14 protein-coding genes are annotated in these 12,607 nt (G+C 42.1%); 6 read left to right on the top strand and 8 right to left on the bottom strand.

The genetic code is table 11. The features are described 5' to 3' along the window. Nucleotides 1-24: 24 nt before the first annotated feature. The 3 genes from U1P77_RS12360 to U1P77_RS12350 all read right to left on the bottom strand — a co-directional run bounded on the left by U1P77_RS12360 (nt 25) and on the right by U1P77_RS12350 (nt 2,549). A complete protein-coding gene (locus U1P77_RS12360) occupies nt 25-336 on the bottom strand; it encodes a YqfO family protein (protein ID WP_321155268.1) in 312 nt (103 codons plus the stop codon). Nucleotides 337-492: 156 nt separating this feature from the next. Further along, a complete protein-coding gene (locus tag U1P77_RS12355) occupies nt 493-1,140 on the bottom strand; it encodes a DNA-3-methyladenine glycosylase (RefSeq protein ID WP_321155267.1) in 648 nt (215 codons plus the stop codon). Nucleotides 1,141-1,613: 473 nt separating this feature from the next. Beyond that, nucleotides 1,614-2,549 (bottom strand): LysR family transcriptional regulator, encoded by a 936-nt coding sequence (locus tag U1P77_RS12350; protein WP_321155266.1) that lies wholly within the window; start codon nt 2,547-2,549, stop codon nt 1,614-1,616. 158 nt (nt 2,550-2,707) lie between these two features. Between U1P77_RS12350 and U1P77_RS12345 the strand changes: the two genes are divergently transcribed. The 6 genes from U1P77_RS12345 to U1P77_RS12320 all read left to right on the top strand — a co-directional run bounded on the left by U1P77_RS12345 (nt 2,708) and on the right by U1P77_RS12320 (nt 7,436). After that, nucleotides 2,708-3,160: a DoxX family protein gene (locus U1P77_RS12345; RefSeq protein ID WP_321155265.1), complete on the top strand. Its 453-nt coding sequence runs from the start codon at nt 2,708-2,710 to the stop codon at nt 3,158-3,160. 85 nt (nt 3,161-3,245) lie between these two features. Further along, the gene (locus tag U1P77_RS12340; protein WP_321155264.1) at nt 3,246-4,193 is read left to right on the top strand and encodes a glutathione S-transferase family protein; all 948 of its coding nucleotides are present in this window, start codon (nt 3,246-3,248) and stop codon (nt 4,191-4,193) included. A gap of 21 nt (nt 4,194-4,214) precedes the next feature. Further along, nucleotides 4,215-4,370 (top strand): hypothetical protein, encoded by a 156-nt coding sequence (locus U1P77_RS12335; RefSeq protein ID WP_321155263.1) that lies wholly within the window; start codon nt 4,215-4,217, stop codon nt 4,368-4,370. Between the two features lie 311 nt (nt 4,371-4,681). Beyond that, on the top strand, nt 4,682-4,909 hold the full coding sequence (locus U1P77_RS12330) for a hypothetical protein (RefSeq protein WP_321155262.1): 228 nt from the start codon (nt 4,682-4,684) through the stop codon (nt 4,907-4,909). A gap of 4 nt (nt 4,910-4,913) precedes the next feature. Then, entirely contained in the window at nt 4,914-5,933 is a 1,020-nt protein-coding gene (locus U1P77_RS12325; protein WP_321155261.1) for an IS701 family transposase, read from the top strand. Nucleotides 5,934-6,734: 801 nt separating this feature from the next. Continuing rightward, complete coding sequence (locus U1P77_RS12320) at nt 6,735-7,436, top strand: glutathione S-transferase (protein WP_321155260.1); 702 nt, start codon at nt 6,735-6,737, stop codon at nt 7,434-7,436. Between the two features lie 20 nt (nt 7,437-7,456). Here the strand turns inward: U1P77_RS12320 and U1P77_RS12315 are convergent, their stop codons facing one another. The 5 genes from U1P77_RS12315 to U1P77_RS12295 form a co-directional block, all read right to left on the bottom strand. Continuing rightward, entirely contained in the window at nt 7,457-7,807 is a 351-nt protein-coding gene (locus tag U1P77_RS12315; RefSeq protein WP_321155259.1) for a DUF3817 domain-containing protein, read from the bottom strand. A 287-nt stretch (nt 7,808-8,094) separates the two neighbouring features. After that, nucleotides 8,095-8,808 carry a phosphoribosylaminoimidazolesuccinocarboxamide synthase gene (gene purC / locus U1P77_RS12310; protein ID WP_321156697.1) on the bottom strand — a complete coding sequence of 238 codons (714 nt, stop codon included), beginning with the start codon at nt 8,806-8,808 and terminating at the stop codon, nt 8,095-8,097. 159 nt (nt 8,809-8,967) lie between these two features. Then, a complete protein-coding gene (locus U1P77_RS12305; protein WP_321155258.1) occupies nt 8,968-9,354 on the bottom strand; it encodes a hypothetical protein in 387 nt (128 codons plus the stop codon). A 91-nt stretch (nt 9,355-9,445) separates the two neighbouring features. Beyond that, complete coding sequence (gene dapA / locus U1P77_RS12300; RefSeq protein WP_321155257.1) at nt 9,446-10,351, bottom strand: 4-hydroxy-tetrahydrodipicolinate synthase; 906 nt, start codon at nt 10,349-10,351, stop codon at nt 9,446-9,448. A gap of 515 nt (nt 10,352-10,866) precedes the next feature. Continuing rightward, nucleotides 10,867-12,243 carry a Do family serine endopeptidase gene (locus tag U1P77_RS12295; RefSeq protein ID WP_414479095.1) on the bottom strand — a complete coding sequence of 459 codons (1,377 nt, stop codon included), beginning with the start codon at nt 12,241-12,243 and terminating at the stop codon, nt 10,867-10,869. Nucleotides 12,244-12,607: the final 364 nt, after the last annotated feature.

Raw genomic sequence — 12,607 nt, 5'->3', positions numbered from 1 at the left:
AAGAAGCTTGTATAAGCTAATGCATTAAAAATTTAATACCTTAATCACATCATAAGCAGGCGTTTCATAAGGATGAGCACGCTTTAACGCAGTAATGACACTATGAATTGCTACCTCATTAACCACCATTTCTACGCGCCACTCACTGACTGTTTCAATACTGTCATGTGTGCCGATATGCGGTGAGCTACCTGCCAGCGGCATAAACTGCCCCATTCCTTGTACCTGCCAGCAGCACTGTTCATAATTGCCAATTGTCCCTGCGCCCGCTGCAAACAGCGCGGACTTTACCTCGTTAAGAGCTTGCTCAGGAATAAAAACAGTTAGCTTATACATATCATCACCTTATGATCTAATTTTAACAACGCAAATTTTTTTGAGAACGCAACTTTTTTTGAGAACGCAACTTTGAAAAGACTTTTAGAGGAGGCTTTGAGAAGAAATACTTAAAAAATACTTTTGAGTAATCGATGTTGAATGAATAGCCATACTCTACTTCTTCGATAAGGAGGGATGATCGGTCCATATATAACGCAGTAACCAGTTTTTAGCGTCGCCAGCATAATCAATACCGATACGCGGGCGTAGCGATACTGGTGGCAGGCAACCGTCATCTTCAACCCAAACCTTAGATTCTGGATTGATAGGCTTGCCATATAAATCGCGGTCGATTTGCAAACGCTTGGTCAGCTTTCCGGGGCCAGCAAGCTGTTTGGGATGAGTCAGCTGCTTATCTGCGCTGGGCTGTTGCTCCTCTATCAGTCGATCACTATCAGCCGTCAAAAAACCCGCACGTATAAGAACCGATTCTGGCGATTCTATCGGTCCACTGACCAAATTGAGCATAGGATGAATGCCATAAGTCAAATAGACATAAAAGCTTCCACCTTCGAGATACATGATTTCAGATTTTTCTTTTCCTTTTGCCACATGCGCCTGAACTGATCCATCATCTTCGCCGATATAAGCTTCAGTTTCAGAGATACGCATTCGCAGCACTTTTTGCGTGCCATCACTATCCGTCAGTTGGCGACACAAGACTTTGCCAACCAAATCGGCAGCGACCACGCAAGTTGGACGGGCAAACCATGACGGTTCTAATATAATAGGCTGAAGAGTAGACGTTTTTGAAGATGACATCAGTTAGACCTTATTCTTATTTTCTATACTATTGAGTATCTAATAATTTAGCATAAAAACTAAAATAGGGCGTGATGACAGTGTTTAAGCTGCGTTCGAAGACTGTTACAGCCAATTCTTAATGTTCAAAAAATTTAAACAAGAAGAACTGATTGCACAGAACGGCAACACTCACACGTTAGGGAATCAGTAGATAACTAGCGCGAGGCAGTAAACTATCATTAAGTGTCTAGCACAGTACGCACATACGCAAAGCTCGATAGTCTGTTATAAGTAGTTCCATTAACGTGGTCTATTTTAAGTGGTCTATTAATAGGTTTAAGTAATGCAAATAGATAGTTCCATTGAGGTATACCCTAGTGTAACCAGTTAATTAGAGCTTTAAATAATTTAAAAGACTAGGGCATGTTTAACATTGTGCATAAAATGTTGGCAATAAAAGAGCAAACTGTATTCATCTTAGCAGAAGCCAGCTACTTAGTGCTGAACGGTTGGCTTTTGGCTATACACTCATCCCAATAGGGCAGCGACCCATAATAGCCTTCCATGAAATCTATAAAACATCGTACTTTATGCGGTAGTAGCTTTCTATGGGCGTAGACTGCATATAAGCCTAAAGGTTTAGGTTCAAGCTCGGGCAACACTACTACTAGTTTGCCACTACTAAGGGCTTCACTGATAATAAAAGTCGGCTGTAATACCAAACCTGCGCCTGCGATAGCTGCAGCCACTAATACGTCACCATTATTACTACGAAACTCGCTACCTTGCTTGAGAACCTTCGCCTTTAGTAATTGGTAGATGTCTTCCTTAGCGTCCATGTTCATATAGCTGTAGTGCAAATAGCGATGATGTTCTAAGTCTTCAGGCTTATCGAGTATGCCATGATTCTTTATATACTCAGGCGACGCGCACAGAACTACGCGAATGGGCGCGACTTGCTTCGCAATAAGTGATGAATCTTTGAGCTGCCCGATACGCAAGGCGACATCAAACCCTTCCTCGACAATATCGACTTTACGATCATTGAGTTGTAGATCGACTGTGACCAATGGATAGCGCATTTGGAAATCAGTGATTAACTGTGCCATATGCCTTAGGGCAAAAGATACTGGCGCACTTATGCGCAACACGCCTTTGGGGTTCTGTTGCAAGCCGCTTAGTTGCGACTCCATATCATCAATACTCAATAGAATTTGCTGCGCATGACCAAAGTAATGATTACCTGCTTCGGTAAGGCTTACCTTACGAGTGGTGCGATTAAGCAGACGTATATTTAGCTGCTCCTCCAACTTAGAGACATACTTGCTCACCAGTTGCGGTGACAGCTGCAAAGTATTTGCCGCATTACTAAAGCTGCCTTCGGTCACCACTGCCACAAAGGCACGCATCGCATCGATTCTATCCATATTTTGTCCTGTTTTTATTTAACCATCAAAGCTATTATCAACGATACGTTGTTAATAATTCAATATTATCTATCTTACTCTCATATTGTATTGATAGTAAAGTAGGATTATTCCAAGAGATTAAACAACTTTCAAAATAAATAATGGAGTAATCGTAAATGAAGACCCTAATGATAAATAAAATTTTACACTCTAAAGCTGGCGCTGCTGCACTGATTCTACGTGTACCCGTTGGTCTAATTTTGGCGGCTCATGGTGGTCAGAAGTTATTTGGCTGGTTCGGTGGTAACGGCTTGGCAGGCACTGCTCAATGGATGAGTAGCATGGGTATGGAACCTGGTTTATTAATGGCAATATTGGCAGGAGGGGCTGAATTCTTTGGTGGTCTTTCATTAGTACTAGGATTGCTCACTCGACCCGCTGCACTGGTAGCCGCATTCACCATGTTAGTTGCTATCTTCTCTGTTCATATTGGCAATGGATTATTTGCCGCTGATGGTGGCTATGAGTATGCCTTGATCTTGATGGTCGCCTTGCTCGCTTTGGCAGTACAAGGCGGTGGTTATCTTAGTATGGATAAGGCATTGTCAGAAAAACTAGGGCGTGCCTAATAATTATTAACTATAAATTAGAATTTAATGACTATCTAATAAACTATGTAATAAATCAATAGGTAACTAATAGGAGTAAGCGACAATGTTAATCAATGGCAACTGGACTGAAAACTGGCAACCGGTACAAGCAGAAGATGAGCAAGGACGTTTTATTCGTCAGACCTCGTCCTTTCGAAATTGGATTACTGCTGATGGACAAGCAGGGCCGACGGGCGTTGGTGGTTTTAAAGCCGAAAAAGGTCGCTATCATTTATATGTGGCGCTGATTTGCCCTTGGGCTTCACGTACTTTGATGGCACGCGAACTAAAAGGTCTGCAAGATATGATTGATATCACAGTGGTCAATCCGCAGCTTGGCAATCAAGGCTGGCAGTTTGGTGGCTTTGAAGATGCTGACAGCGATCCTATTAATGGTGCTAAATTTGCTCATCAACTATACACCAAGGCAAATCCTGACTTTACTGGACGAGCAACTGTACCTGTACTTTGGGATAAAAAAACCAATACTATCGTTAATAATGAGTCCGCTGATATCTTGCGTATGCTCAATACGGCTTTTGCAGAGCTGGTGCCAAATGAGGTTAATTTATTCCCAAAACAGCTGGCTGATGATATCGATGCTTTGAATTCGGTCATATACGACAATTTAAACAATGGGGTGTATAAAGCAGGATTTGTGACGACACAGGTCGCTTACGAAGAAGCCTACCAGCAAGTATTTGACACGCTAGATATGCTTGAGGCGCGTCTGAGCGATGGTCGTCATTATCTGTTTGGCGAACAGCTGACGGAAACAGATATTCGCCTGTTTGTGACTTTAGTGCGCTTTGATGCCGCATATCATGGGCTATTCAAATGCAACCGTAACTTGATCAAAGATATGAGTTTTCTACATGCTTATATGCTACGAATCTTAGCGCTTGATGGTATTGATGAGACGGTAAATATAAAACATATCAAAGCAGGCTATTACTCTATAAAAGCGTTGAATCCTAACGGAATTGTGCCTGTTGGTCCTAACACTATTTAATAAAATAAAAGGGTGAAGCTCATGAATCATCAATTAACCACCGTAAAGCAGCCAGTATTTTATATACCTCACGGTGCTGGGCCTTGCTTCTTTATGAATTGGCAGCCAGCAGGCACTTGGGAGCAAATGGCTAAATTTTTAACCAATATTTCAAGTCGTTTGCTAGGATCACTGTGAACAACAGCCATACTAAAAAGCGACTATTGATTATGAATAAGGGTCTGCAATACTTCAGAAATATCTACTATTTCTGAAGACTCAGAGACAACTGCATAAGGCTCGTTGATCTATGCTGACAATATCGTAGAAACCAACTTCGGACATGTTAGTCAGACAGCTTAATGATAATGGTTCATGCTATCGACTTCGTAGTCATTAAAGTTGTATCTAACACTAGCAGTTCGGTGCCTGTATAGCGCATCGATCACGATTTCATACTATTTTCAGGCTTGCAAAGCTTATTAGTCAATATAAGGTTAATTAAATAAATGGCTCATTTGGATATACATGCTAAAGCAGAGATTGGTAAATCCTTAGCAGGGTTCACATTAGGTGAAAAATTGGACAGCTTTTTGCCTTATGTCGATCAGACTATAGATGGTAATGACGTCCCATGGAACGTTGATTTAGTAAACAATAATGAAGGAGTCTTACTATTAGGACTTACGCAAAACCCGATAGGTATTGCTAACCTCAAGAATAACGTAGTAGCATAAAGTCATGAAAAAGCCCAAAGTAACCCGACTAGATTATTGCCAATATCTCATGGTGAGTCAAATAAACTACACCATTACTAATTATGCTGATCATCATCCTGAAAATATCAGTCATGACCGTATCAATCGCTACTTGAAAGGCGATAAGCTCAAACCCCGACTAGTCTGGGAGCAAGTCAAACAAGACCTTGTCGCCCATGCTGATGGTTACCTGATCTTTGATGACACCGTATTAGACAAAGACCACAGTCACAAGATAGAACTGGTCAACCGCCAGTACAGTGGTAATGCCAAACGCCTAATTAAAGGCATTGGTCTTGTAAATTGCATCTACGTTAATCCGCACACCCAGCAGTATTGGGTTATTGATTACCGTATTTATGACAAAGCGATTGATGGTAAAAGTAAGCTTGACCATTTAAAGGACATGCTACAGCACAGTATTGAGTACAAGCAGCTTTTATTTAAAACCGTGCTTATGGACAGCTGGTATGCCACCAAAGACATCATGCTCACCATTGATGGTTTGGATAAAATATTTTACTGTCCGCTTAAGAGCAACCGTTTGGTTGATGACTCCAAAGGACAACGAGCTTATAGCGCAGTAAGTACTTTAGAATGGACAGAGGCAGAACAAGATAACGGCAAGTTGATTAAGATAAATAAGTTCCCTAAAGATTATAAAGTGCAATTGTTTCGGGTCGTGGTGAGTACTCACCGCACGGATTGGGTCGTGACCAACGATACCACTCAAACGAATCGTGATGATGTACAACAGGTGTGCGCCATACGCTGGAAGATTGAGCAGTTTCATAGAGAGATTAAACAGTTAACAGGCATAGAGTCTAATCAGTGTCGCAAAGCACGTATTCAACGCAATCATATTTGTTGTTCTATATTGGTTTGGATATGCTTGACCCGTATTGCTAAGCAAACAAAGAAAACGGTATATCAGTTAAAACATGGCTTACTTGATAACTACCTCTGCGAGCAGTTGCGCTCGCCTGGGTTGATGGTTGCGTAAGTCCTAACTATATAAATGGGATTCATCGTACGGTAATGGATACGCAATATTTTTTAAAAATCCTACGCTAGAGCTTGGTTTTTCTGAACAGGGTACGCTTATCTTCATTCAAGTTGGTGAAGGTTATCAAGGCGAAATCTTCGATGGTGGTATAAAAATTGGCAGCCGTATTGCGGATATAAACCATGAGTTAGTTTTGGATGATACAGAAGATACGCACTATTTAGCGGATGATAAAGGGCAATTCATGGATGGGATCTTCTTTTTCGCTGGGGGCGAAGAAGTGATAGATAATCCTGATGCTACTATTGGGGTAGTACGTGTCTATAATTATAACTTCAGGTGATAAATATTTTAGTATAGATACCATCTTACTTAAATAATCTTGAGCCGCTCAAACAGTACACCATGAAGTACACTACAGTTATCACAATAATTCAAAACCTCGATATCATTAGTCTACAGCCGAAGATTCAAGTCTTCACTAGGGAACCGAACTCAATTTAAGAGAATATAATTACCTTTTGACGTACCTCACTGGTTTAACTTGGATAACGTTTTTTAATCGGACGTGGTTAGTAGTAAAATAATAGCTTCCATTTCAAACTTAAGTGGTTATCATGACAATTGATAATCATGTTTGGAATTTTTAAAAATCGTGAATCTCAAGCCAACTAAGCCCAGAAAGAGATCGAAATTGCTTTTAAGCGCTCCATAATAGAGATCAAGGATAAGATTAAATAACCATTGGAATCAGTGATTCTAAGCTGACTGATCCCGATTCAACTGCGAAAAACACCTATGACTTCCTCACTTCATCGCCTGTACTCTTTTCGTCGCTGTCCTTATGCCATGCGCGCCCGCCTCGGCCTCTTGTTTGCCGAGTTACAGGTAGAGCTGCGAGAGATAATTTTGAAAAACAAACCAGCCCAGATGCTAGCGATTAGCCCAAAAGGTACCGTGCCTGTTTTACAGATTTTTGACGCTACTGTGGATGGTGCTGTAATTGAAGAGAGCCGAGAGATTATAGTATGGGCGCTTGAGCAGAAAGATCCGCAGGGGTTATTGGATGCGAAGGTTTTGCATCAGGCCGATGCTTTGATCGAGCAAAACGACAAAGAATTTAAACATTGGTTGGATCGCTATAAATACGCCGACCGTCATTTTGCGATGACCCAGACAGAGTACCGGCAACGGGGTGAAGAATTTTTACAGGTTTTAGAGGATTTGCTGACTAAAAACCCTTACTTACTGGGAGATAGAGCAACCATTGCCGATATTGGCATCATGCCTTTTATCCGCCAATTCGCCCATGTGGATCGCGATGTTTTTTACAGCTTACCTTACCCGAAGCTGCAGCTATGGCTACAAAACTGGTTGGAGCACCCATTCTTTTTGCAAGCTATGACCAAATTTCAGCCATGGCAAGAGGGAGATGACGTGGTGGTTTTTCCTTCATCATTGGGTCTGCTTGGTGGGGTGTGCTTGCATCATCCGCAGTAGGGCTTGTTTTAGTCTGCTTTCTAAACGTTTTTCTTTAAGCTCTTTTTCAACAAATGGTCGAATATAAACGGGCCAAACGGTAAGAACGATCCGAGTACGCCTGCTGGCATGGCCCAGAGTGGCATTTTTATTTTGTTGACTACGACCATAAGCATCAAGATATAGGCGATGAACAATATACCGTGTGCCATACCGATATATTTCACACCTTCTGGGATGCCCATCATGTATTTTAGTGGCATGGCGATGCAGAGCAACAATAAGAAAGAGGTGCCTTCTAGGTAGCCTATAATCGTGAGGTTTTTTAAGGCGGTGTTTTGTTCTTTCCCAAGACCGGATATTTGTTCGGTAGTTGACTGAACCTGCGACACTGTATTTTCCTTTTGTTATTATCAATAAATAATTCAGGGGACACTCAATGTCACTATGATAAAGGCTATACTCAGGGCTTTGAAGTGTTAGTTTGTGTCATCTGTCACTTAGTACGTTGCGCTTTGATCTAACCATTCTGCATTCACTCGCATTTTAATTCCCTCGATATTTTTGAATATGTTTTTGAATATGCTAAGGGAATCGAAATAGACCTAAAAAAACTGAGCGCATGGCTCAGTTTTTTTACTGCAATAAAGTTAATTAAACACTTAGCTCAGTTTTACACTTAGTTTAATGGCACACCAATACGTTTGGCCACTTCTTCATAACCTTCAATGACATCACCGAGTGACTGACGGAAACGATCTTTATCCAATTTTTTCTTGCTATTCTTGTCCCAAATACGGCAGCCATCTGGGGAAAATTCATCACCTAAGACGATACGGTCGTGAAAGACACCAAATTCTAGTTTGAAATCTACTAGCATTAAATCACCAGCATCAAACAACTTTTTCAGCACTTCATTAACTTGATAGGTCAACTCTTCCATTTTTGCCAGTTGCGACTCAGTTGCCCAATCTAAGGTCACTGCTAGCGAATCATTAACCATCGGATCACCAAGCGCGTCGTCTTTATAAAATAACTCATAGGTGGGCGGATTCAATACTTGCCCTTCTTCTAATCCTAAACGACGCACTAAACTACCGGCAGCAAAGTTACGTACCACACACTCAACTGGAATCATCTCTAACCGTTTGACTAGTACTTCGTCGCTCGACAGCTGCTTTTCAAAATGGGTCTCAATACCGGCATCGGCTAACTTTTGCATGATAAAAGCATTAAAGCGGTTATTGACTTCGCCTTTACGTGCCAACTGCTCGATACGCTTGCCATCAAGAGCTGAAGTATCATCACGGAAGTGTAAAATAAGAAGGTCACTATCGTCCGTTTCATAGACGGATTTGGCTTTACCTTTATATAGCAGTTGTTGTTTTTGCATCATGAGAGTTCCTGTTCGTTCAAGCTTGTGTGGTAAAAACGCGCAGCTACCGTTAGGGGCTATATATTACCGTACTAACCATTATATCAATAGCTATAATGATATAAGTAATGACAATAAAAAAGCGCTAACGGTATGAATAGAGGTTTGTTCGTTTGTTTATTTAGAAGGAGCGGTATTCACCGCAACGGCACGCTCAGGCTTAGGCAATTGATACTGTTTACCCGACTCATTTTGTAGCTCGAGCGTATTTACGCCCGCATTAGGGGTCGGATATAAAGGTACGAATGGCGCCGTTTCTTGCCCAGCTGGTAGCTCCAGTGGAGCCAGCTTTTCGCTTTGTTGATAGTCTAAGCTGCCATTATCTCGCTTACCCATGAAGCCTTTTGCAGTTTGACAACCACTTAGGACTAAAGTACTGCCCAAGATCAGGGTCAGCATAACAGTAAACGTTTTTGGGGTAGTAAATGATGTCTTAATCATATTATCTCTATATTGTTTCTCAGAGTGAGCAATCATCGCCCATTCAGGCGGCCAGCTGATCATTTTTTCTTAAACTTGAAAGTTTTATTGAGCATTCATAGTTACTAAGCGTTAATAGTTACTGAGCGTTTATAACTAATAACCCGCTTAATACTTATAGTAAGTTTGCCCGTACTAAAGCGTCGTCGATGGTCGCATGATGTTCTTTAGCTAACCATACTAGTGGTAAGCGGATACCCGTATCTATCATGCCCATTTTATTTAGAGCATACTTAGCGGGAATAGGGCTGGACTCAATAAATAGGTCGCGATGCAAGTGTTTGATGGCATCATGGGCAGCATTAGCGGCGGCAAAATCACCACGTAGCGCTGCTGCAAAGGTTTCGCTCATCGCTTTTGGGGCAACATTCGCAGTTACCGAAATATTGCCTTTACTGCCCATTTTCATTAGCTCAAGTGCAGTACCATCATCGCCTGATAGCACCACTAGGCGTGAGCCGACGGCTTTAATCAATTGCTCACCGCGAATAACAGAACCAGTAGCATCTTTAATAGCCACAATATTATCAATATCAGCTAAGCGTTCAACGGTTTCTTGGGCAATATCGACTACTGTGCGCCCCGGTACATTATAGAGCATTTGCGGTATATCGACTGCTTCGGCAATGGTCTTGTAATGCTGATATAGGCCTTCTTGTGGCGGCTTATTATAGTAAGGAGCTACCAGTAACGCGCAGTCTGCACCAGCGTCTTTGGCATCTTGGGTAAGCTTAATGGCTTCAGTAGTATTATTGGCACCTGTTCCTGCAATCACTGGCACGCGGCCTTTAACATGCTGGACGAAATAGCGTATAACCTCGCTATGCTCTTGCATGGATAAGGTTGCAGATTCACCAGTCGTACCGACAGCGACGAGGCAATGTGTGCCTTGCTCAATCTGCCAATCAATGAGGTCTGCTAGACGTTTATAATCGACCTTACCGTCAGGGTGCATGGGCGTTACTAAGGCTACCATTGAGCCTTGTAGTTGGGTTTTAATATCGTCGTATGCTGTGCTCATAACCGTGCCTTACCGTATTATCCTAGCTTTTATCAAAGCTGTCACATGATAGATCGTTTGCGAGGGTCAATGTTAGTAATAATACTTTAATTAATAACAATGCCTTGCTCGACATTAATACTGTTCGTTCGTACACCATACGATGGCGTCAACGTTATAAATTATTATGCGCTCAATTGAACATTAGCGTTATTTTCGTATATTGTTTGCGTCTATCAAATATACAGTCACTATATAAATATAGTGATACAAACGCCCGCTAGTGTAGCATATTTTGGTTTGACGGCCATCTATCAATTGAGCAGAAATTCGCGATTCATTTATCGATTCACCAATACACGCAAGGCTTTTATTGATGTGTCACTGTCTTATAATTTAATAATTAGTTTAGCGCAATTTCTCAATATTGATAAAATATTTTGGACTATTTTAACGAATCGTCAACACATCGATAGTCGGACGACACAACCGAAAAAGCAAGACTCGTGTACCAACCTCACTATCAAAACCGTTGTTTATTCAATACGCAAACCAATAATACCGGGGATACCTTGACGCATCACTGCAATGGTAACCACTCCTTTTTTGGGTAATGATGATATCGCGCTGGAAAAGTCGGTTACTTTTGTTATAGGTTTTTGGTGCAGGTTGGTGATAATGTCACCTGCTAATATTCCTGAACGCGCCGCTAAGCCAGTGGGCTCAACAGTGGTGACCAATATACCAGTCTTGTTATCAACGGCCAGCTCTGCTTGCTCATCTAGGGTTAAATTACGTAACCGCAGTCCTAAGTTTACTTCATCCTCTTGCTGGTCATGACCTTGTGCCTGCACGTCATTAGGAGCGTGACTAAGCTTACCGCTGATTGTCATTTGCTTCCCATCACGCTGAATGTCAGCGAGAAATGAATCATTAGGTCGTGCTCGATTAATCAGGTTCAGTAAATCTGACGCACGCATAATCTCGATATCGTTATATTGCAAAATAATATCACCCGATTGCAAACCTGCTTTTTGTGCCGGTGAGTCTGGTGATACGCGGGTCAATAGTGCCCCTTGGGGACGGGCTAACTTATAAGCTTCGGCCAAATTGCGATCAATATCCTGCGGATATATACCCAAATAGGCGCGCGTTACTTCGCCGTTGGTTTTTAGCTGCTCATAAATATCCATTGCCGCATCGATCGGAATAGAGAAAGACAGTCCCATATAACCGCCAGTACCACTAAAAATGCGTGAGTTAATACCGATGACTTCACCACTCTGATTGAATAATGGCCCACCTGAATTCCCAGGGTTTAAGGCCACATCCGTTTGAATAAATGGCACGCTGGTCTCACGCGAAAAGTTGCGTGACTTGGCACTAACAATACCAGCGGAAGCAGAATAATCAAAGCCAAATGGGGAGCCAATAGCCAGTACCGGCTCACCGACCTTGATGATATTAGAATCGCCAATAGGTAAGGCTGGGAACTGCTTGCCCGCGACTTTTAAGACCGCCACATCCGAGCGCTCATCACTGCCAACCAAAGTCGCATCAAGTTCCGTTCGGTCATTGAGGGTCACGGTAATCTTATCCGCCCCTTCTACCACATGATGATTGGTCAGCATGTAGCCATCGTTCGTGACAAAAAAAGCGGTGCCATAAGCATGTTCAATCGCTGGGATCACTGCTTGATCAGGGATGCGTAAGCGGTCACCAAAGAACTGTCGTAACAGCTCAGCGGTCTGCGCTTTAGCCAGCTCCGCTTCGCTAACAGTCTTAGTGACGTTGACCCGCGCCACTCCTGGAGTAACTTGCTGTACCAAACCAGAAAAATCTGCGGTAGTGACTGCTGCCTGAGCGCTTGGCGCTACGACAACACTCACAGCACCACTGATGCCAATAATCATTGTCGTGCTAATAGCTAGCGCTAGCGTACTGCGCTGTAGCCAGTTCTGCTTATTATTAGTGGTTTTCGGTCTAAGCATATTGTCCCCCATCTGAGTGGTCTTTCTATCTTTTATTGTTGGTTGGCGTCCATTTTATAACGGTTATGGATAGCAATTCTTTGCCAGTTTATAGATTAATTCTGAGGATTGTTCGTAAACTTGTCATGTATTTGCATCCGCATAAAATGCTTGAGTAGTTCAATCGGCCTTTTTACGACTATATGTATAAAGGTTATCCGCTTAATAATAAATAACACCGAAATTTAAAGCGGTATTTTTAATGTGCGTGATGGGCGTGGCTGTTGTATTATAAATCTAATAGCTA

Origin of the sequence: Psychrobacter sp. LV10R520-6, assembly GCF_900182925.1 — a bacterium.
Lineage (GTDB): Bacteria > Pseudomonadota > Gammaproteobacteria > Pseudomonadales > Moraxellaceae > Psychrobacter.
The sequence above is the reverse complement of the archived record's forward strand: the minus strand, read 5'-3'. Positions and strand labels throughout refer to the sequence as shown.

Bases quoted from the DNA above. Each gene is read 5' to 3' on its own strand.
- U1P77_RS12360 (WP_321155268.1), bottom strand. From the start codon at position 336: ATGTATAAGCTAACTGTTTTTATTCCTGAGCAAGCTCTTAACGAGGTA.
- U1P77_RS12355 (WP_321155267.1), bottom strand. From the start codon at position 1,140: ATGTCATCTTCAAAAACGTCTACTCTTCAGCCTATTATATTAGAACCG.
- U1P77_RS12350 (WP_321155266.1), bottom strand. From the start codon at position 2,549: ATGGATAGAATCGATGCGATGCGTGCCTTTGTGGCAGTGGTGACCGAA.
- U1P77_RS12345 (WP_321155265.1), top strand. From the start codon at position 2,708: ATGAAGACCCTAATGATAAATAAAATTTTACACTCTAAAGCTGGCGCT.
- U1P77_RS12340 (WP_321155264.1), top strand. From the start codon at position 3,246: ATGTTAATCAATGGCAACTGGACTGAAAACTGGCAACCGGTACAAGCA.
- U1P77_RS12335 (WP_321155263.1), top strand. From the start codon at position 4,215: ATGAATCATCAATTAACCACCGTAAAGCAGCCAGTATTTTATATACCT.
- U1P77_RS12330 (WP_321155262.1), top strand. From the start codon at position 4,682: ATGGCTCATTTGGATATACATGCTAAAGCAGAGATTGGTAAATCCTTA.
- U1P77_RS12325 (WP_321155261.1), top strand. From the start codon at position 4,914: ATGAAAAAGCCCAAAGTAACCCGACTAGATTATTGCCAATATCTCATG.
- U1P77_RS12320 (WP_321155260.1), top strand. From the start codon at position 6,735: ATGACTTCCTCACTTCATCGCCTGTACTCTTTTCGTCGCTGTCCTTAT.
- purC (WP_321156697.1), bottom strand. From the start codon at position 8,808: ATGCAAAAACAACAACTGCTATATAAAGGTAAAGCCAAATCCGTCTAT.
- U1P77_RS12305 (WP_321155258.1), bottom strand. From the start codon at position 9,354: ATGATCAGCTGGCCGCCTGAATGGGCGATGATTGCTCACTCTGAGAAA.
- dapA (WP_321155257.1), bottom strand. From the start codon at position 10,351: ATGAGCACAGCATACGACGATATTAAAACCCAACTACAAGGCTCAATG.
- U1P77_RS12295 (WP_414479095.1), bottom strand. From the start codon at position 12,243: ATGATTATTGGCATCAGTGGTGCTGTGAGTGTTGTCGTAGCGCCAAGC.